This is a genomic window from Pseudoalteromonas phenolica (assembly GCF_005876835.1).
Lineage (GTDB): Bacteria > Pseudomonadota > Gammaproteobacteria > Enterobacterales > Alteromonadaceae > Pseudoalteromonas > Pseudoalteromonas phenolica_B.
Genome location: NZ_PPSW01000002.1, coordinates 1 through 19,315 on the forward strand (window position 1 = coordinate 1; position 19,315 = coordinate 19,315).

Annotated in this window: 19 protein-coding genes and 2 rRNA genes; 16 read left to right on the plus strand and 5 right to left on the minus strand. The window is 42.2% G+C overall.

Going from position 1 to position 19,315, the window contains the following annotated elements; translation table 11 throughout:
- Positions 1-31: 31 nt before the first annotated feature.
- The 12 genes from rrf (C1E24_RS00960) (at position 32) to rpoS (ending at position 7,414) form a co-directional block, all read left to right on the plus strand.
- A 5S ribosomal RNA gene (rrf, locus tag C1E24_RS00960) occupies positions 32-145 on the plus strand.
- A gap of 43 nt (positions 146-188) precedes the next feature.
- Positions 189-302: ribosomal RNA gene (rrf, locus tag C1E24_RS00965) — 5S ribosomal RNA — on the plus strand.
- Between the two features lie 143 nt (positions 303-445).
- Positions 446-925: a DUF2947 family protein gene (locus C1E24_RS00970; protein ID WP_138477906.1), complete on the plus strand. Its 480-nt coding sequence runs from the start codon at positions 446-448 to the stop codon at positions 923-925.
- Between the two features lie 49 nt (positions 926-974).
- Positions 975-1,595, plus strand: a complete 621-nt coding sequence (locus C1E24_RS00975) for a hypothetical protein (RefSeq protein WP_138477908.1) — start codon at positions 975-977, stop codon at positions 1,593-1,595.
- 26 nt (positions 1,596-1,621) lie between these two features.
- The gene (gene ftsB, locus C1E24_RS00980; RefSeq protein WP_138477910.1) at positions 1,622-1,897 is read left to right on the plus strand and encodes a cell division protein FtsB; all 276 of its coding nucleotides are present in this window, start codon (positions 1,622-1,624) and stop codon (positions 1,895-1,897) included.
- 1 nt (position 1,898) lies between these two features.
- Positions 1,899-2,597 (plus strand): 2-C-methyl-D-erythritol 4-phosphate cytidylyltransferase, encoded by a 699-nt coding sequence (gene ispD / locus C1E24_RS00985; RefSeq protein WP_138477912.1) that lies wholly within the window; start codon positions 1,899-1,901, stop codon positions 2,595-2,597.
- A complete protein-coding gene (gene ispF / locus C1E24_RS00990) occupies positions 2,590-3,066 on the plus strand; it encodes a 2-C-methyl-D-erythritol 2,4-cyclodiphosphate synthase (RefSeq protein WP_138477914.1) in 477 nt (158 codons plus the stop codon). Before ispD ends, ispF begins: the two co-directional genes overlap by 8 nt.
- Positions 3,063-4,094: a tRNA pseudouridine(13) synthase TruD gene (gene truD / locus C1E24_RS00995; RefSeq protein ID WP_138477916.1), complete on the plus strand. Its 1,032-nt coding sequence runs from the start codon at positions 3,063-3,065 to the stop codon at positions 4,092-4,094. The genes ispF and truD overlap by 4 nt, the downstream gene beginning before the upstream one ends.
- The gene (gene surE, locus C1E24_RS01000) at positions 4,091-4,840 is read left to right on the plus strand and encodes a 5'/3'-nucleotidase SurE (protein ID WP_138477918.1); all 750 of its coding nucleotides are present in this window, start codon (positions 4,091-4,093) and stop codon (positions 4,838-4,840) included. Before truD ends, surE begins: the two co-directional genes overlap by 4 nt.
- The gene (locus C1E24_RS01005) at positions 4,841-5,482 is read left to right on the plus strand and encodes a protein-L-isoaspartate(D-aspartate) O-methyltransferase (RefSeq protein WP_138477920.1); all 642 of its coding nucleotides are present in this window, start codon (positions 4,841-4,843) and stop codon (positions 5,480-5,482) included. It abuts the gene before it with no gap.
- A gap of 67 nt (positions 5,483-5,549) precedes the next feature.
- Positions 5,550-6,371, plus strand: coding sequence for a peptidoglycan DD-metalloendopeptidase family protein (locus tag C1E24_RS01010; protein ID WP_138477922.1), 822 nt, complete (start codon positions 5,550-5,552; stop codon positions 6,369-6,371).
- 59 nt (positions 6,372-6,430) lie between these two features.
- On the plus strand, positions 6,431-7,414 hold the full coding sequence (rpoS, locus tag C1E24_RS01015; RefSeq protein WP_138477924.1) for an RNA polymerase sigma factor RpoS: 984 nt from the start codon (positions 6,431-6,433) through the stop codon (positions 7,412-7,414).
- A gap of 64 nt (positions 7,415-7,478) precedes the next feature.
- On the opposite strand, the gene mutS is transcribed toward rpoS, so the two are convergent.
- Positions 7,479-10,070 carry a DNA mismatch repair protein MutS gene (gene mutS, locus C1E24_RS01020; RefSeq protein ID WP_138477926.1) on the minus strand — a complete coding sequence of 864 codons (2,592 nt, stop codon included), beginning with the start codon at positions 10,068-10,070 and terminating at the stop codon, positions 7,479-7,481.
- A gap of 22 nt (positions 10,071-10,092) precedes the next feature.
- Between mutS and C1E24_RS01025 the strand changes: the two genes are divergently transcribed.
- The 3 genes from C1E24_RS01025 to C1E24_RS01035 all read left to right on the plus strand — a co-directional run bounded on the left by C1E24_RS01025 (position 10,093) and on the right by C1E24_RS01035 (position 12,621).
- Positions 10,093-10,584 carry a CinA family protein gene (locus tag C1E24_RS01025; protein ID WP_138478023.1) on the plus strand — a complete coding sequence of 164 codons (492 nt, stop codon included), beginning with the start codon at positions 10,093-10,095 and terminating at the stop codon, positions 10,582-10,584.
- Between the two features lie 66 nt (positions 10,585-10,650).
- On the plus strand, positions 10,651-11,697 hold the full coding sequence (gene recA / locus C1E24_RS01030) for a recombinase RecA (protein ID WP_138477928.1): 1,047 nt from the start codon (positions 10,651-10,653) through the stop codon (positions 11,695-11,697).
- A gap of 249 nt (positions 11,698-11,946) precedes the next feature.
- Positions 11,947-12,621, plus strand: coding sequence for a hypothetical protein (locus C1E24_RS01035; RefSeq protein WP_171040714.1), 675 nt, complete (start codon positions 11,947-11,949; stop codon positions 12,619-12,621).
- Between the two features lie 200 nt (positions 12,622-12,821).
- On the opposite strand, the gene recG is transcribed toward C1E24_RS01035, so the two are convergent.
- Genes recG through asnC form a run of 3 tightly spaced genes read right to left on the minus strand, consistent with a single transcriptional unit; the run spans position 12,822 to position 16,141 of the window.
- A complete protein-coding gene (recG, locus tag C1E24_RS01040) occupies positions 12,822-14,909 on the minus strand; it encodes an ATP-dependent DNA helicase RecG (protein WP_138477930.1) in 2,088 nt (695 codons plus the stop codon).
- Positions 14,910-14,935: 26 nt separating this feature from the next.
- Entirely contained in the window at positions 14,936-15,631 is a 696-nt protein-coding gene (gene trmH, locus C1E24_RS01045; RefSeq protein ID WP_138477932.1) for a tRNA (guanosine(18)-2'-O)-methyltransferase TrmH, read from the minus strand.
- Positions 15,632-15,682: 51 nt separating this feature from the next.
- Positions 15,683-16,141: a transcriptional regulator AsnC gene (gene asnC / locus C1E24_RS01050; protein ID WP_138477934.1), complete on the minus strand. Its 459-nt coding sequence runs from the start codon at positions 16,139-16,141 to the stop codon at positions 15,683-15,685.
- A 242-nt stretch (positions 16,142-16,383) separates the two neighbouring features.
- On the opposite strand from asnC, the gene asnA reads away from it, so the two are divergent.
- On the plus strand, positions 16,384-17,379 hold the full coding sequence (asnA, locus tag C1E24_RS01055) for an aspartate--ammonia ligase (RefSeq protein WP_138477936.1): 996 nt from the start codon (positions 16,384-16,386) through the stop codon (positions 17,377-17,379).
- Between the two features lie 320 nt (positions 17,380-17,699).
- On the opposite strand, the gene C1E24_RS01060 is transcribed toward asnA, so the two are convergent.
- Entirely contained in the window at positions 17,700-19,304 is a 1,605-nt protein-coding gene (locus C1E24_RS01060) for a DUF342 domain-containing protein (RefSeq protein WP_138477938.1), read from the minus strand.
- Between the last annotated feature and the right edge of the window lie 11 nt (positions 19,305-19,315).

Sequence of the window (19,315 nt, forward strand, 5' to 3'; positions counted from 1 at the left end):
TTGTCATTAACCCTTTGCACGTAAAGTATTTCCTGGTGACTATAGCGTTTTGGAACCACCTGATCCCATGCCGAACTCAGAAGTGAAACGAAACAGCGTCGATGATAGTGTGGGTCTCCCATGTGAAAGTAGAACATCGCCAGCACCTATTTAAAGAAATAAGAATACAAACAAATTCAAAGAATTTGCTTGGTGACCATAGCGTTTTGGAACCACCTGATTCCATGCCGAACTCAGAAGTGAAACGAAACAGCGTCGATGATAGTGTGGGTCTCCCATGTGAAAGTAGAACATTGCTAAGCGCCAAATTTTAACCCCAACTCAAATGAGTTGGGGTTTTTTCGTTTTCAGCCTTAAAAATTAAATATCAAATTATCATTCACTTTTCATATAAACATAGTGATAATCCCACCTCACAAACCGCGAGCAAAATTAAAAGGTCACAATGAACTATATTCCCCTTAATGAATTCAAAAAGGCTTGGGTGTTTAGGCATCAAGACTTGGAAATTGCCCCGACTGATCTTGAAAAGATTAAACTAATGTCTCCGACACGTTCAGCAGTACTTTGGTCTACCATGGTTAGTCGTGAAAAAGATCATCCAGACTTCTTCACAGAAAATGAATGGGCTGGGCAAGCAAGTTCATGGCAAGAGAATTTGAACTGGGAAAAAGACTGGGAGGCAGGTTTAGAAGAGCTACCAGAGGCCATAAATGAATTTCTAAAGTGGGAAAACAATACAACGGTCTATTTTTGCTTAAATAGAGACTGTGTGATTGAAACTCAGTTTGATGTTTTCAAACGCTGTTGGCAAAACTTTATGTTCCTTACCGATGGTTGTTTATTACTTGGTAAAAAGCGCGATACAGTTGCACAGTTCTTAGAAAATGGTGATGTTAAACTGGGTAATAAACCTAAGGGCTAGCAGTAATACGTTGCACATGCTATAAAAACTGCAGTAACCAAAGAAGGGGATGGTAGTGCAGAGTGTGCAACAAGCTCAGCTATGGAACGATGAAAAAGAGCGGTTAATGTTTGCTGAGCTGGTTAATGTTTTCTACGCCAGAGAAATTCCAGCGCTTGCTGCTGTTCATAATGACCAGAAACTACGTAAATCATTAGCCAGTTTACCCTTCTATGTTGAACGCGCTGCACGGCATATAGTGCAAGGTGATATTCCGCTAGAGTTAGATTCACAAAATGGTGGTTGGCTTGCACCTCAGAAAAAGCTACCCTCTCAAGATCTAGAGCAAAACGCTTCATTTTATAAAAAACATGCTAAAACAGGATTAGTAATTCCTGTGCTAAAAGAGCATACGGGTTATCAGTCTTTGACCTTAGACTGTATTGATCAAGTTGACAAAAATAGTTTTCATAGCAACTTAAGTGGATGGTTTTTCTTTTCTGGGGCCTCCCAATCCAACCCTAATCTACAAGTGCTAAAGCCAAGCAAACAGGTCATGACAGCAGCTTGTTGTGGTCATCAATGGCAATTTAATAAAGCAGTGCCTCCTAGAAGGCTTAGTTTGCGCGAGATGCTATTAGCCAGTATGATCAATTGGAAAAATGTTCGTTCTATAAAACGTAATGTTTGATTAATTTGTTATTGGGAAGTGCAGTTTTGCGTATATTTCAGTTTCTACTTTTTAGCCTTGCGCTATTTCTTCAGTATAAATTTTGGTTTGGCCATAATGGTATGCAAGATTATACGCGCTTGAAAAGTGTTGTAGACACGCATGAGATAGCGAATGATAAATTAATTAAACGAAATAAGCTATTAAAAGCAGATATTGACGATCTTAAACTTGGTTTAGAAGGCGTTGAAGAAAGAGCAAGACATGAGCTTGGTATGATCAAGCCAAATGAAACCTTCATTAGAGTCTTACCGAATAAATAACATGAATAATTCTCCTATTATTGCTGCTGTTGTACCAGCTGCAGGTGTTGGCAGCCGTATGCAAGCTGAGATCCCAAAGCAGTATTTAAAAATAAATAATAAGTCTATTTTAGAGCACACAGTGGATAAACTCAGCTCTATGAGTGAGCTTAGCACCATCATGTTAGCGATTAATCCTGAAGATACGCTATTTAATTCTCAACAGTTTAGTACGACCAAAGTGAAAACTACTGAAGGTGGTAAAGAGCGAGCAGATTCAGTTTTAAATGCACTAAATGCACTTGAGACGCTAAACCCTGATTGGGTTTTGGTACACGATGCTGCAAGACCAATAGTGCAAATCGAAGATATACAAAGGTTGATTGCTAGCTGCTTTGAAAATCAAGAAGGCGGTATACTTGCAGCTAAGGTCAAAGACACCATTAAACGTGGTCAGCAGTATAGCGAAGAGACCGTACCTCGTGCCGAATTATGGCAGGCACTTACACCTCAGTTATTTCCCTATCAGGCGCTAAAAGATGCTCTGAAGACTTGTTTATCTGAATCAAAACTTATTACGGATGAAGCTTCAGCTATGGAGCTACAAGGTAAGCCAGTGTTACTCGTTGAAGGTCGCAGTGATAATATTAAAATTACCACGCCAGAAGATTTACGCTTAGCCGCGTTTTTACTAAAAGAGCAGGAAGAAGAAAATGATTAGAATTGGTCACGGTTTTGATGTGCATAAATTCGGTGGTGAAGGCCCGTTAACGATCTGCGGCGAGAAAATTCCTTTTCAGCAAGGCTTTATTGCACACTCAGATGGTGATGTTGCCATTCATGCTTTATGTGATGCTTTGCTCGGTGCAATGGCACTTGGCGACATTGGCAAACACTTCCCAGATACGTCTGCTGAGTTTGAAAATATAGATAGTCGTATTTTGCTCAGACAAGTGATGGAACAGGTTACAGAGCTTGGTTATAGGCTAGGTAACTGCGATGTCACTATTGTTGCGCAAGCCCCAAAGATGCGACCGCATATTGATAACATGCGTACCAACATTGCTGCTGATTGCCAAGCAGAACTGACCCAGGTGAATGTGAAAGCTACAACGACAGAAAAACTGGGTTTCGAAGGCCGAAAAGAAGGTATTTCAGCCCATGCAGTTGTGTTATTGGTTAAAGCATAATGGAATTGCATTATCTGTATGGCAAGCCTGAAGCTGTCGCTGACTTTAAAAGTCAGCCAGAAGACTTCATTGTTGATGAAATACTTGATATCGAACTGACCGGCGAAGGTGAACATGTCTGTTTGCATATTATTAAAAAGCAGATAAACACGTTAGATGTCGCTAAAAAAATCGCAAAACAAGCTGGAACACATGTAAAAAATGTCAGCTATGCGGGACTCAAAGATCGCCACGGTGTTTGCAGTCAGTGGTTTAGTGTCCCTGTTCCTATCAAGAAAGACGTTGATTTTACCGAACTAAACGATGACTTTATTTTTGTTGCTCAGCAAAAGCGCCATAATCGAAAACTAAGAACAGGCTGTCACTCAGGTAATCGCTTTACGATCACACTAAGAAACATCGATAAGCCATTAGATATTTTGTCACGTATTAATGCAGTACGTCAGGGCGTGCCAAACTATTTTGGTGAACAACGCTTTGGCCATGATGGTCACAATCTTACTATGGCTGAGCGCATGTTTGCGGGTGAACATATTCGCGACAGAAAATTACGTAGTATTGTTATTTCTGCTGCGCGCTCGCACATATTCAATCAACTTGTGAGTATGCGAGTAGAAGAACATGGCTTAGCTAAGACCTGGCATAGAGAAATCTTTATGCTAGAAGGCTCTAATGCGTTCTTTGAAGATGATATCAGCGATGAGAACATAGCAAGGTTAACCTCTGGAGACATTTGTTTATCGGCGCCTCTGGTCGGTAAAGGTGAAAAAGGGTTAATTGCGCAAGAAAAAGAGTTTCTTGAAGCCTTTAGTGCTTGGCATCATGGTCTTGCCGAATTAGGATTAAAAAATGAGCGCCGCGCTCTAAGATTGATCCCCATAGATTTAGAAGTGAAAACCTTGTCATCAGACAGTATCGAATTACGCTTTGCATTACCTAAAGGGACATTCGCCACAGCAGTACTTAGAGAGCTTGTTAATTACGTTGATGTGAATAAAAGCGCATTTGCAAATAAGGAAGAACGATGAAGATTTTACTCAGTAACGACGATGGAGTTCATGCAAAAGGGATCTCTGTATTGTATGAAGCCTTGAGCAAAATTGCCGATGTGACCGTTATTGCCCCAGACAGAAACTGTAGTGGCGCAAGTAACTCTTTGACTTTGTTAAATCCATTGCGTGCAACACAATTAGAAAATGGTTTTTACTCAGTTAATGGCACGCCGACAGATTGCGTTCATCTTGGTGTAAACCAGCTTTTAGATGAAGAGCCTGACCTAGTTGTGGCAGGTATTAACAACGGGGCTAACTTGGGTGATGATACACTTTATTCAGGTACTGTAGCAGCAGCCACAGAAGGGCGTCATTTAGGGTTGCCAGCAATTGCAGTTTCTCTTTGCTCAAAAAAAGAAGCCCATTACGAAACCGCAGCTGAAGTGGCGGTGCAAATAATTAAACAATTAAGCTCCCATCCGCTTCCTAAAGATCAAATTATCAATATTAATGTGCCAGATATTCCTTTAGCAGAGTTAAAAGGGGTTAAGGTAACGCGTTTAGGCGCACGTCATAAAGCCGACACCATGACTGAACAAATTGATCCTTGGGGGCGAAGTGTTTTTTGGTATGGCTCACTTGGCTCTGAAAGTGATGCAGGCGAAGGCACTGACTTCTATGCTGTAAATCAGGGCTATGCTGCAGTGACACCACTTAAGGTTGATATGACAGCGCATGAGAGTATCGATGCAATGTCTTCTTGGCTGGAAGGAGCTAACTAAGTGCTTGGCAACTATGCCCGTAGTGCAGATGCTTTAGCTGAGCAATTAAAAGCATCGGGAGTACAAGATAAAAAGGTGCTACAGGTAATCAAAGATACCCCTCGACACCTTTTTATCGATGACGTGTTAAAACACAAAGCCTATGAAAATACCGCATTGCCAATTGGTAATGGACAAACTATTTCTCAGCCTTTTATTGTTGCAAAGATGACAGAAATTTTGCGACAAGTTGGCGTCAAAGGTAAGGTGCTCGAGATAGGCACAGGCTCTGGCTACCAAAGTGCGGTGTTAGCACAAGTGTTCGAACAGGTGTTCAGCGTTGAGCGAATTAAATCACTGCAGTGGCAAGCAAAGCGACGTTTACATCAACTAGATTTATACAATGTCTCCATGAAACATGGTGATGGTTGGCAAGGTTGGCAAACGAAAGGGCCATTTTCTGGGATTATTGTCACGGCAGCGGCAAAATCACTACCTCAAGCTTTACTTGAACAACTCGAAGACGATGGCGCTTTATTGCTTCCCATAGGTGAAGAAGAACAAGTATTAACGCTTGTGGTGCGAAAAGGCGAGCAATTTATAGAGCATAAAATGGCACCAGTACGCTTTGTCCCGTTAATAGCGGGAGAAATTTCACTATGACCTTGCCTAACCTCTTCTTATCTTGTTATTTTTAATAAGTTAATCGTCAACTTTACTGGGTAAATGAATGCAAGCAGTGAACATGTTCATTATTTTGTTACTAATTGTGTTCATTGCAGGATGCTCATCAACGCACACACCTGCCCCCGTCACTTCTTTGACTTATGCTGATTCATTATCATCAAGAAAAATCATCATCAGAAACAATCGGTACACGGTGCAAAAAGGCGATACGCTGTTTGCCATTGCTTTTACCGCTAACAGGGACGTGCGTACGATTGCAGCCCTAAATAATATCAAACCACCATACACAATTTTTCCAGGTCAAAAGTTAGTACTAGCTAAACCTAAAACGCGCAATAAAAAAAGCACTCCACGCAAAGTTGTTAAAACAGAGACTATTGATAAGAAACAAAAAAATAACAACTTGGTAAAAAAAGATCTTGCGAAGCCAAAACAACGGGAGTATGTTCAAAAACAAGCCACTCAAAAAGTAAACACAGCAGCATCGAAAAAGAATGGCAAAATTGATTGGCAATGGCCGGCTCAAGGGCAAATAACCAAGCGCTTTTCTAACAAAGAGCAAGGTTATAAAGGCTTGCAGATCAAAAACAAATTAGGAACATCAGTAAGTGCGGCAGCAGCAGGGACAGTCGTATACGCAGGAAGCGCGTTGAGAGGGTATGGTAATTTAATCATCCTGAAACACAGTGATGATTACCTAAGTGCCTATGCTCACAACGATCGACTACTTGTTCGGGAGCAGCAAAAAGTTAAAGCTGGGCAGAAAATTGCCGAAATGGGAAATACGGATGCAACGCAAACGGCTTTGAGGTTTGAGATTCGCTTTAAAGGCCAAGCGGTAAATCCAAAGAAGTACTTACCCTGAATGCTTTTATTACTGACTGTATGATGGATTAATACCACTCACTCTCTTGGGAGGATGATATGGCTCAAACAGCAAAGAAAGAGACTAAGAAACTAGTTACTGCAGAAGCTGAAGTTGAAGAAGCAGTAATAGATGACGAAAAAATGGAACTTTTGGAAGATGTCGAAACGGAAGATGATGTTTTTGCAAAAGAAGAAACCGTTAAGAATTTAGATGCAACCCAGTTGTATTTAGGCGAAATTGGTTTTTCCCCTCTATTAAGTGCCGAAGAAGAAGTTTATTTCGCGCGTAAAGCACTTAAAGGCTGTGAGGCTTCTCGCAAACGCATGATCGAAAGTAACTTGAGATTAGTGGTTAAAATTGCCCGTCGCTACAATAATCGTGGCCTTGCACTTCTTGATCTAATAGAAGAAGGTAATTTGGGCTTGATCAGAGCGGTTGAAAAATTTGACCCAGAACGTGGCTTTCGCTTTTCAACTTATGCAACGTGGTGGATAAGACAAACCATCGAACGTGCGATTATGAATCAGACTCGTACGATTCGCCTTCCAATTCATGTTGTTAAAGAACTTAACGTATACCTTAGAACTGCGCGTGAACTGACACAAAAGTTAGATCATGAGCCTACCGCTGAAGAAATTGCAGAATGTCTTGATCGCCCAGTTGAAGACGTCACTAAAATGCTTCGCCTAAACGAAAAAATCACCTCTGTTGATACGCCAATAGGCGGTGAGAATGATAAAGCGTTACTAGATATTATTGCTGATGAAAAGGGTCATGGCCCTGAGAATGAAGTACAAAGTAATGATATCAATAAGCACATTGTGGATTGGCTTGGTGAGCTAAACCCTAAACAACGTGAAGTGTTAGCAAGACGTTTTGGTTTACTTGGATATGAACCTTCAACATTAGAAGATGTAGGCAGAGAAATTGGTTTAACACGCGAGCGTGTAAGACAAATTCAAGTTGAAGCCCTTAGACGTTTAAAAGATATTCTGCAGCATGAAGGTTTAAATATTGATAGCTTATTCGAGCAGCAATAAGCTTAATTTAATAATAAAAAACCACTTCAATTGAAGTGGTTTTTTATTATTTATAATTGACTGATTAATTGAGTAAGCCTTTTAATTTATAGAGTATCTCATGTGCCTGGCGTGGAGTCAGATCATCAGGGTCAATTTGCGCAAGTTGTAGTTCAACTTCAGACTCTTGCATAACCGGCTCTAATGGTAACTGACCTTGTGAGTGAGCGGTTGGCTTTTGTTCATCAATCACACTTTCATGTTGCTCAAGGCGTTTTAACTTTTCTTTCGCCATGGCTAGAACAGGTTTTGGTACACCCGCGAGTCCTGCAACTTGCAAACCAAAGCTTTTACTCGCAGCACCATCTAAGACCGTGTGCTTAAAGGCAATGGTATCATTGTGTTCTACCGCATCTAAATGCACGTTTACAAGCCCTGTCTGTTGTTCTGCAAGCTCCGTTAGCTCAAAGTAATGAGTCGCAAAGAGGGTTTTAGCATTGAGCTTGCTTGCTAGGTAATCAGCGGTTGCATAGGCCAAAGATAAACCATCGTAGGTGCTGGTACCACGGCCGATTTCATCCATTAACACCAATGAGTTCTCGGTCGCATTGTTAAGTATCGTGGCGGTCTCGGTCATTTCTACCATGAAGGTTGAACGACCTGAAGCAAGATCATCACTCGCGCCAATACGTGTAAAGATACGGTCAATGTGGCCGATACGCGCTTCACTTGCTGGTACATAAGAGCCAATGTGTGCCATTAAAGTGATAAGCGCAGTTTGACGCATATAAGTCGATTTACCACCCATGTTAGGACCTGTAATGATCAACATTTTACGTTGTTCATTGAGTTTTACAGGGTTGGCAATGAATGGCTCTTGGCTAACATGTTCAACAACTGGGTGACGACCATCAATGATGTCGATGCCACTCTCTAGCGTTAACTCAGGTTTGCAGTAGTCGAGCGTTTGTGCACGCTCAGCTAACGTATTTAATACGTCTAAGTCAGCGAGTGCTGCAGACATTAATTGTAGTTGCTCTAGGTAAGGCGCAATATATTCGAATAACTGCTCGTACAATTGTTTTTCAAGTGCAAGGGCTTTGCTCTGGCTGCCTAATACTTTGTCTTCATGTTCTTTCAGTTCAGGAATGATATAACGTTCATTATTTTTAAGCGTTTGGCGACGAATATATTCAGGTGGCACAAGGTGAGAGTTCGCGCGGCTGATTTCGATGTAAAAGCCATGCACCTTGTTGTAGCCAATCTTAAGTGTGCTGATCCCAGTACGTTCACGCTCACGTACTTCTAACTTCTCAAGAATATCTGTGGCACCTTGGCTCAGTGCTCGCCACTCATCAAGTTCAGCGTTATAACCAGTCGCAATTACACCGCCATCGCGGATCAGTACGGGCGGATTATCAATAATCGCTTGCTCTAAGAGTGACTGTAGCTTAGGTAATACAGGAGATTGATCACAAATCAACTTTATACGTGGATCAGCTGCCTCATTGAGTAAAGCATGCAGCGGTGCAAGGGCTTGTAAAGCACCGCGCAAACGCGTTAAATCGCGAGGACGGGCAGTGCATAGTGCAAGGCGCGCCACTACACGCTCAATATCACCAATATGTCTTAAGCTGTCATAGAGCTCCATACAAATTTGGCTGTTGAGCAAGCTGGCAATGGCATTTAGTCGGGCATTTAATTCATTGCGATCACGAACTGGTGTATGAATACGGCGCTTTAATAAACGCGAGCCCATTGGTGTCGCGGTTTTATCTAATACTTGCGCTAGGGTGTTTTCGAGCCCACCTGATAGGTTGACTGTCAGCTCTAAGTTTTTACGCGTTGCCGCATCTAATATCACTGCATGTTCGTTTTTCTCAAGGGTAATGGCACGAATATGTGGCAGAGCAATGCGTTGTGTATCTTTAACATATTGCATCACACAGCCAGCAGCGATTAATCCTGTATGCGCTTTTTCAACGCCAAAGCCGATTAGATCTTGTGTACCAAACTGCTGGCAAAGCAAATGTTTAGCAGTATCTAAATCAAACTCCCAATCAGGACGACGACGACCGCCTTTGACTTGCTCAAGTAAAAATAGATTTTGGAATGACTCAGGGTAAAGTAATTCAGCGGGTTGCAAACGCTGTAGCGTCGAAACCAATGCTTCATCGGTGTTTAATTCAACAATGTTAAAACGGCCTGAGTTGATATCAAGATAAGCGACGCCATATTGGCCTTGTTTATTTTGATAAATGCTGGCAAGTAAGTTGTCTTGTCGCTCTTGCAATAAAGCTTCATCACTGACTGTTCCCGGTGTGACAATACGCACCACTTTTCGCTCAACAGGCCCTTTGCTTGTAGCAGGATCGCCAACTTGCTCACAAATCGCCACTGACTCTCCCATTTGCACTAGGCGAGCAAGATAATTCTCTACCGCATGATAAGGTACACCGGCCATTGGAATAGGGGCGCCGCCCGCTTTACCACGATGAGTTTGTGAAATATCGAGTAGTTGTGCGGCACGAATCGCATCATCAAAGAACAGTTCATAAAAGTCACCCATGCGATAAAACAGTAAAATGTCTTGATGATCTGCTTTGATCCGCAGATATTGCTGCATCATGGGAGTTTGTTGTTTTATAGTATGTTCTGAATATAAATCTATCGACATGCAATGACCTAAAAGGATAATGATGGAGCTACAGCAACAAGTGAGTACTCTAGCGTCAAAGTTGGGCGCTATTTTAGCTGATAAACGACTGACGATCACTACCGCTGAATCATGTACAGGTGGAGGGGTTAGTTATGCCCTCACCGACACGTCAGGCAGTTCACGATATATTGACCGCTGTTTTGTCACCTACAGTAATGAAGCTAAGCAGGCATTGCTAGGTGTCACTGAGAGTACCCTACAAACCTATGGGGCTGTGAGTGAACAAACAGTGCTAGAAATGTGTGCTGGCGCTGCGAAAGCTGCCAATGCAGACCTTGCTATTGCAATTTCGGGAGTCGCTGGGCCTACAGGGGGCAGTGATGAAAAACCGGTAGGTACTGTATGGTTTGGCCTATTTTTGTCGGGAAAACAGCATACCTATCATTGTGTTTTTACTGGAAATAGAGCTGAAATTAGAGAGCAAGCTGTTGTTTTTTCTTTAGAAAAATCAATTGAGCTATTAAATTCATAAAAATATGCTTGATACTGTAATTTCATACAGTATACTTACTGGCATTACGCAAGATTGGAGAAGCAAATGAACGACAATAAACAAAAGGCACTAGATGCCGCGTTATCACAAATTGAACGCCAATTTGGTAAAGGTTCAATCATGAAACTAGGTGATAGCCAAGCGTTAGATATTGAAGCAATTTCTACGGGCTCACTAGGTATTGATATCGCATTAGGCATAGGTGGTTTACCAACTGGTCGTATTGTCGAGATTTATGGTCCTGAATCATCAGGTAAAACAACGCTTACTCTTCAAGTTATTGCAGAAGCGCAAAAGCAAGGTAAAACATGTGCGTTCGTAGATGCGGAACACGCACTTGATCCTGTATACGCAGAAAAACTAGGCGTTAACGTTGATGACTTACTTGTTTCTCAACCAGATACTGGTGAGCAAGCATTAGAAATCTGTGACATGCTAGTTCGTTCAGGTGCGGTAGATGTGGTTATTGTTGACTCGGTAGCAGCACTAACACCTAAAGCTGAAATTGAAGGTGATATGGGTGATACACACGTTGGTTTACAAGCACGTCTAATGTCACAAGCTTTGCGTAAGTTAACAGCCAATATCAAGCGCTCAAATACCTTGTGTATTTTCATCAACCAAATCCGTATGAAGATTGGTGTGATGTTTGGTAACCCTGAAACAACGACAGGTGGTAACGCACTTAAGTTCTACTCATCGGTTCGTATTGATATTCGTCGTATTGGTTCGGTTAAAGATGGTGACGAGGTTGTTGGTAACGAAACTCGCGTTAAAGTTGTTAAAAACAAGGTTGCACCGCCATTTAAACAAGCTGAGTTTATCATCATGTATGGTCAAGGTATCTCTAAAGAAGGTGAGTTAATTGACCTAGGTGTGAAGCACAAACTGGTTGAAAAATCAGGTGCATGGTACAGCTACAACGGCAGCAAAGTTGGTCAAGGTAAGTCTAACTCAATTAAATTCCTGAAAGAGAACGTTGAGATCGCTAACGAGATTGAAGGTAAGCTAAGAGATATGCTTTTACTTCAAGCGACTATCGAGCCTGAAGAAGGCGAAGATAAAGGTTTAGCGGAAGGCGCAGAGCTTTAACCACAACTAAATTCAGAATATTAAACAACATCTCAAAGCCTGCTTAGCAGGCTTTTTTTGTTTTTATCCTTATTGATTTTTCTTACCAGAGGTTGCGATTGGATATGTCATAACTAAGCAACAGTAAAGAAAAGTGCATAGGTAAACATCTATTCAGATTAAAGAAATTTAAAATTGGTGGTTTATCTTTTTTATAATCCCTTTAAACTTATAGTGTTTCTTATTTATAAATAAGGTTACCGTAAGTCTATGAAAGTACACCTTGGTCGTCGCGCATTTTCAGCTATGGAACTACATACTTTGTTCCATGGATATATTTACGGTGATGAAAAGCAAAAGCGTGAACAACCAAAGCATTGGCACTTCTGGTTGCCTCTGATTGCTTACTATACAGGTGCTTATAGCGATGAAATTGGCAATTTAACCCTTGATGATGTGGTAAAAATAGAGGGCGTGCATTGTTTAAAATTTGCGACACACCAGAAAATTCAATCCAGAGTGGTACCCATTCATACTGCACTATGGCAGGCAGGATTAGAACCGTATCTAGAGTTTGTAAAAAGCCAAAACGAGCAACGTTTGCTGTTTGACCTGCCAGCTAAAACAGGACGTTACAGCGAAAAAGTGCGTATTTGGTTTTCTGGTGAAGGTAAGCGTTTAGGGTATTTACAAAAGTGCGATATTCCAAGTATCGACCAGCAAGGTCACAAAACATCTGTGAGTAGCTTACGTTTGAATTTCGAGCAGCAAACTCGCATTTCAGCCATTCAACACTTAAACAAACCTGCATTTCATTATTTATTAGGTCTAAAAGATAATGCTCTATTAAAAGAACCTACCCCACAGTTGTTAAAAAAGATCATTGCACCCGTGCGCGTGATCAATTCATCTGTGCATTGGCAGCGCTTTTTAGAAAGGCATTGATTTCTGTCTATATGTTAGTTGACATGTTTTAGTGATTGTCGGACTAAAGCCGCGACCAGAAGGTGAAAAGGGAGCTTTTTGGTGAAGGTTGCCATTCATAGCGGCATGATTTAAAAGTTGTCGGGCTAAAGCCGCGACCTACAGGTGAAAAGAGAGCTTTTGGTGTAGGTTGTCATTTATGGCGACAATTTATTTAGCAATCAGGCCATAGCTAACTCTGATTTACCACCTAGCCAGCGAGCGACCAGTGGCTTGACGATATCAGGCTGTTGCTGCATCAATGTAAAAGCCAGTGCGCGAACTTTTGGTAACAAGTGCTTGTCACGATTTAAGTCGGCCACTTTAAACTCAGCTAAACCAGTTTGTTTAGTACCAAGTACTTCACCTGGGCCGCGAATTTCTAAATCCCGCTCTGCAATTACAAAACCATCATTACTGTCTCTCAGAACGCCTAAACGCTTTTGCGCAGTGATAGACAGTGGCGCATGATAAAGTAGTAGACAATGTGATGCGATGGCACCACGGCCAACACGCCCTCTTAGCTGGTGGAGTTGGGCTAATCCTAAGCGTTCAGGGTTTTCGATAATGATTAAACTGGCATTGGGGACGTCGACTCCAACTTCAATCACGGTTGTCGCAACTAACACATGATATTCACCAGCTTTAAAAGCTGCCATGATCTCTTGCTTTTCTTGTGGCTTCATTCGGCCATGCACTAGGGCTATTTTTAATTCTGGCAGTAATTCTTTTAATTGCGCAGCGGTGTCTTCTGCGGCTTGGCACTGTAAAACTTCAGATTCATCGATAAGCGTACAGACCCAATAAACTTGGCGCTGATCTTCTATACAGGCACTTTTCACCCTTTGTATAACTTGCTCGCGACGTGTATCTGGCACCGCTACTGTGGTGATTGGCATGCGCCCCGGAGGCAGTTCATCAATGACCGACGTTTCTAAGTCTGCATAGGCGGTCATAGCTAACGTACGCGGAATAGGCGTGGCAGTCATGACTAACTGGTGCGGGTAGCAGTTATTAAATTTACCCTTTTCTCTGAGCGCTAAGCGTTGGTGTACGCCAAAACGATGCTGCTCATCAATGATGATCAATGCTAGGTTATGAAATTCGACTTGTTCTTGGAATAGCGCATGGGTGCCGATCACCATCTGGGCTTTGCCCGAAGCGATACTTTCGAGTACTTGTGTGCGCTCTTTTCCTTTGGTTTTGCCGCCTAACCAAGCGGTTTCTATACCTAAGCTGCTGAACCAATTTTTAAAACTAATGCCATGCTGTTCAGATAAAATCTCAGTTGGGGCCATTAATGCAACCTGATAACCCTTTGCAATGACAGTCAAAGCACTAAGCGCGGCAACTAAGGTTTTACCAGAGCCCACATCCCCCTGAACTAAACGCATCATGGGGTAGGGCTGTTGCAAGTCTTGTTTAATTTCTGCCACGACGCGGTTTTGCGCATTGGTTGGACTAAACGGTAGCTGAACTAAAAATTCGGGTTCGAGTTTATTCGTCGGTGGTAAGGATACCGCTTGCACCGCCTGACCTTTTTGGCGCAACTGCAATAAACTGAGGTTTTGCGCTAACAGTTCTTCAAACGCCAAACGTTGCTGTGCGGGATGCTCACCTAATTCGAGTAAGCTCAAGTCGGTATCTTGAGGTGGTCGATGAAGTTGTAATACAGCGTCTTTTAAACTCAGTTGATTAGGGCGATATTGCTGCGGTAAATATTCTTCTAAATCATATTTATCTAGTAAGTCGAGTGCTTTGTTGGCAATACTCCGAATGCTCAGCTGCTTTAGGCCTTCAGTTGTCGGATAAACCGCGGTTAAGGTTGCGAGGTTCGGATCTTGTGGCTCAGTTGGGCAACTGCGAATGTTGTATTCTGGGTGTGCCATTTCTAGCCCTGCACGTCCTCGTCTTACCTCACCGAAACATCGGATGATCTTGCCGGGTGACATGGCATTCTTTTGTGCAGCATTAAAGTTAAAGAAGCGCAGCGTAAGTCTACCGGTCCCATCGTTAACGTGACAAACCAACATGCGACGTTTACCGAAAGTAATATCACTGTGCTCAATTTCAGCTTCAATACTGACATGAGTATGCGGTATTAATTCATTAATCGTATAAGTGCGTGCGCGGTCTTCGTAGCGAAGTGGTAAATGAAATAGCATGTCTTGCACAGAAGCAATGCCTAATTTAGCTAAACGTTCGGCAACTTTAGGCCCAACACCTTTGAGCTCAGTGATTGGGTAGTTGGCTAAATTAGGACTCGACATACTATTCCTTAATGACTCTTATTTGACTACTTTTGCTTGAACTTAAGCGTGTTCCAAAACGCTTCATCTGCGACAATTTCACCTTCATCATCGAGTGCAGGGTAAGGTAAGCCTTTCTCCACACAGCGATTCGCAATAATAGGATGGCAGCCTTCAAACAGGAGTTTGTGTTTAATCTCAGCATCTAACATATCGTTGCGATCGTAAAGGCCTGCTTCTTCACGCTGTCTTTGTGCTTCATATAAAATCAGTGCTGCAGCCACCGATACATTGAGTGATTGCACCATACCAGCCATTGGAATAACAATGTGCTTATCGGCATGGGCAAGTGCTTTGTCTGAGATACCTAGACGTTCTTGACCCACGATCACAGCAGTCGGCTTGGTATAATCAATTTCGCGAAAATCAACGGCTTCATCGCTGAGGTTGGTTGCTAACAATTGAATGCCAGGGTTTTGTTCACGGATTGCAGCAACTGCCTGATCAATATCATCATGCATATGGGTCTCAACCCAGTTTTTGCTGCCGCCAGAGGTGTTGTTGGTTAAACGACGCTGTTCTTGTGGCCATACAGCATGCACATGGTGGCAGCCTACAGCGTCAGCTGTGCGCACAATGGCAGATAAATTATGATGCTTATGCACTTCATCTAAACATACCGTTAAGTCGGTTTGGCGTCTGTCTAAAACCTGCTTTACGCGATGAAAACGTTTATTGTCCACGGTTACTACTCTAATTCTCAAAATTGTGTCGATTATACGCGGTTATCGCGCTTAGGGCATTACTTCACGGCAAATTGGGTTTTGTAGTGAAATCAGTGTTTCTGTTGATTGAATGGCTTCTATGGTTTGTATTTTATTGATCAGCACGTCTTGTAGGTGATCGATAGAACGTGCCATGACTTTAATAAAAATACTGTAGTTGCCTGTGGTGTAATACGCTTCTACAACTTCGTTAAAGCCTCTTAGCTGCTCAATGGTGCTCGGGTAGTCACCCGCATGTTTTAGGTTAACCCCAATAAAACAGCACACGTCATAACCCAGTTGCTTGGGCTCTATGGTGACTCGTGTACCAAGGATGATCCCCGCTTGCTTCATCTTCTCAACTCGAACGTGAATAGTTCCCGAACTCACAGCAAATCGTTTTGCTAATTCGGCATAAGGTGTACGCGCATTATCCATTAATGCGTGCAAAATGGATTTATCGAGATTATCGATCTGATAATTTTCCATGCTTTTAAAGGCTCATAATTTAATAATCATTAAAATTTACCTTAAATTTTTAATGAAAAATATAGCATAAAGCTATTTTTGTTATTGGATCTTGTTTTTATATTCGAATTTGTTGACGATGGATTTAACAGCACAGAGCGAGTTGGGTTGAGTATATCGATTCGCTTAACTAAAAAGTTGAGTGTTATTGCGAAGCGGTATACCCGCCTGTGTCATCGAATATTGGGAATGAGGAACCAAATATGAAAACAAGTTATCTACAAACACAAAAACAGATCAGTGCCGTGAAACGCTTTTTCTCGGAGCAACTAGAAAGCCAGCTTGGCTTGTTGGAAGTTCAAGCACCTATTTTGGCTAAAGTTGGCGACGGTATTCAAGATAACTTGAGCGGCACAGAAAAAGCGGTTTCGGTGAAGGTAAAAACATTACCAGAAGCGAGCTTTGAAGTGGTGCATTCACTGGCAAAATGGAAGCGCAAAACTTTAGGCGACCATGGTTTTGCTGTCGGTGAGGGATTATACACACACATGAAAGCGCTGCGTCCTGATGAAGATAAGCTATCGCCAATCCACTCTGTCTTTGTTGACCAGTGGGATTGGGAAAAAATCATCTGCGCTGACAGTGAGCGTTCTCTAACAAAGCTTCAGTCTACAGTTGAAACATTATTTTCAGCCATTAAAGCAACTGAGCAAAAGGTGGCAAGCGAGTTTGGTTTAACGCCATTCTTACCTGAAAAAATTACTTTTGTGCACAGTGAAGAATTACGCCAAATGTATCCTGACTTTACTGCTAAGCAACGCGAAAAAGCCATTGCTCAAGAGTATGGTGCGGTATTTTTAATTGGCATTGGCGGTGCATTAGGTGACGGTGAAATTCATGATGTGCGTGCCCCGGACTATGATGACTGGTCTACAGCGACTTGTGATAAATATCAGGGTTTAAACGGCGATATTCTGGTTTGGAACCCAGTGCTTGAAGATGCATTTGAAATTTCGTCTATGGGCATTCGTGTTTGCCCTGAGTCGTTAAAACGCCAATTAGCGATCACTTCAGATGATGTACGTTTAGAGCAAGATTGGCATCAGCAGTTGGTCGCGGGAGAGATGCCGCAAACCATAGGCGGTGGTATTGGGCAGTCGCGCTTAGTGATGTTAATGCTACAAAAACAACATATTGCACAAGTGCAAGTTGGCGTGTGGGGCGATGAATTAAAGCAGCAAGTTGAAGGAGTGTTGTAGGCGCTGTTTTACTCCGCGCTTTTTTTCTTCGGTAGCACCGACTTTATGTCGGGTAAATTCTAGGCTAAAAGTAACGAGTTAGCGAGTTGAATTATAGGCGCAGGCTTATCCTGCGCTTTTTTGTGTATGACATAAAGTCGGTGCCTACGGGCTTAGAATATATTTAAGAGTCTATTTAGAGTTAATTTGGCCGTCGTTATGACTACATGTTTTAAAGATTGTCGGGCTAAAGCCGTGACCTAAAAGTGTAAAAGGGTCATTTGGTACGTCTTTATTTATGAAAATAAGTTTTATGAACCACCTAACAAAAAAAATGGAGTTTAAAACTCAATCTTTACTTCATTATCGACGAGTTTGGCTGTGCAAGGAGGGTACTGTCTCTGTGTTTTATAAACGCGATCGAAGATATGTATCTCGACGTCACTGTTTAAGGCTTTATTAACCGTTAATTGGGTGTTGTCGAGTAAGTCATGTAAGTGGTGATCTAACTCGCTGAGCTGCTTTTCTAGTTGTTCAGCTTGTTGACAATAATGTTGCTGGGTTGCCAAAATCTTTTGCATGATTGTTTTTTTCTTATCTTGATCTTTTAAATGGTCTGCCTTTTCAACGGCTTGTTGCAGTGTGTTTAACTGTTCGTCAACACTAGAGAGCTCTTTGACGCATTCATCTGTTTTAGCCGTTAAAGACATCCCGCTGCGCGCCAAGAAAATATTCATTTTGGTACCTGATGACGTACCAATCTCGCCAGCAATGACTTTCTGTGCATCAATGATTTCACCACCGATTAACTTACCGTTAGGTTTGTCACCATCGCCAATGATAATAGAATCAAATGCTTTTAGGTCACAGTGGTTGCTTTGCTTGTGTACAGTAATGTTATTTGCTTCAAGGTAAGCATATTGGCCATGAGAAATCTCAATATCGCCACCGGCAACTAATTTGCAGGTCAGTCCTTCATCGTTATGTTGGTGATCAAGGTGGCCTATCACTGCTTGTTTAACTTCTATGTTACCTTTAGTTTGTATTTCGGCTGATTCTACGCTGCCAAGAATAGTGACATCACCTTTGGCGATGATTTTCATACCTGGTGCGACGCTTTTGCTGACGATCACACTGCCATCAAATTCAATGTGACCACTTTTAACACTGACTTCATCAATCGTGAAAACATCATCGACCCTTAAGCCGTTATTGATTTCGCTCGGGCAACCCGACAGTGTTGCAATCAGTTGTAGAGGGTTTTTACTCGAGATTTCGGTGCCTTCACCGGCTGTTAGCTGAAAAGTATCACCTGGTTTGGCCGGTAAGGTCTCTCCTAAAACGTTAAAGCCATCAGTGCCATTTGTTGCGGGAATTTGTGTTGCTAATAATGTACTTTTTTCGACACTTGCTAAAGCGCCAAAGTCGCGCATGTCGACGCTACCATCTTCACGAAGTTTAGGTTGCTTTAAACGTTGTTTTAACGTGCATACATGAAGTTTTAACGTCGCAGCCTCGCCGTTGATTGGCATTCTTCCCTGTGCAAGCATTTCTGAAACTTCATCTCCAGGCTGAGCTAGATGTTGCTTCTTAAGCAAATTCTCAAGGTAGACATTCTTGAAACCACGGGTAACACCAGCGGCAATCAGTGCTTTTTTAGCCTCTTCGAGTGAAGTGGCCTTACCGCCATAGGCGACTGTAATTGTACCAATTGCTTGCATTTTATCTTCACAGACATCGACTTTAAATGTGGCGTCATGCTTAATGGCGACCGCTAAAATCTTTTCTGTTTGATCGCCTTTAAAATACGCTTTAATACTCTCGTGATCGACTTCACATTGCGCAAACGGCGACTGTTTTAAGGCATCAAGAATAAAGCCTTCGCTCGGAGGCGCGGCTTGAGCGATGTCCATTAAAATTTTGCCATTATGTGCAAGTTTAAACACGTTATCCACCT

Bases quoted from the DNA above. Each gene is read 5' to 3' on its own strand.
- C1E24_RS00970 (WP_138477906.1), top strand. From the start codon at position 446: ATGAACTATATTCCCCTTAATGAATTCAAAAAGGCTTGGGTGTTTAGG.
- C1E24_RS00975 (WP_138477908.1), top strand. From the start codon at position 975: ATGGTAGTGCAGAGTGTGCAACAAGCTCAGCTATGGAACGATGAAAAA.
- ispD (WP_138477912.1), top strand. From the start codon at position 1,899: ATGAATAATTCTCCTATTATTGCTGCTGTTGTACCAGCTGCAGGTGTT.
- ispF (WP_138477914.1), top strand. From the start codon at position 2,590: ATGATTAGAATTGGTCACGGTTTTGATGTGCATAAATTCGGTGGTGAA.
- surE (WP_138477918.1), top strand. From the start codon at position 4,091: ATGAAGATTTTACTCAGTAACGACGATGGAGTTCATGCAAAAGGGATC.
- C1E24_RS01010 (WP_138477922.1), top strand. From the start codon at position 5,550: ATGCAAGCAGTGAACATGTTCATTATTTTGTTACTAATTGTGTTCATT.
- rpoS (WP_138477924.1), top strand. From the start codon at position 6,431: ATGGCTCAAACAGCAAAGAAAGAGACTAAGAAACTAGTTACTGCAGAA.
- mutS (WP_138477926.1), bottom strand. From the start codon at position 10,070: ATGTCGATAGATTTATATTCAGAACATACTATAAAACAACAAACTCCC.
- C1E24_RS01025 (WP_138478023.1), top strand. From the start codon at position 10,093: ATGGAGCTACAGCAACAAGTGAGTACTCTAGCGTCAAAGTTGGGCGCT.
- recA (WP_138477928.1), top strand. From the start codon at position 10,651: ATGAACGACAATAAACAAAAGGCACTAGATGCCGCGTTATCACAAATT.
- C1E24_RS01035 (WP_171040714.1), top strand. From the start codon at position 11,947: ATGAAAGTACACCTTGGTCGTCGCGCATTTTCAGCTATGGAACTACAT.
- recG (WP_138477930.1), bottom strand. From the start codon at position 14,909: ATGTCGAGTCCTAATTTAGCCAACTACCCAATCACTGAGCTCAAAGGT.
- asnC (WP_138477934.1), bottom strand. From the start codon at position 16,141: ATGGAAAATTATCAGATCGATAATCTCGATAAATCCATTTTGCACGCA.
- asnA (WP_138477936.1), top strand. From the start codon at position 16,384: ATGAAAACAAGTTATCTACAAACACAAAAACAGATCAGTGCCGTGAAA.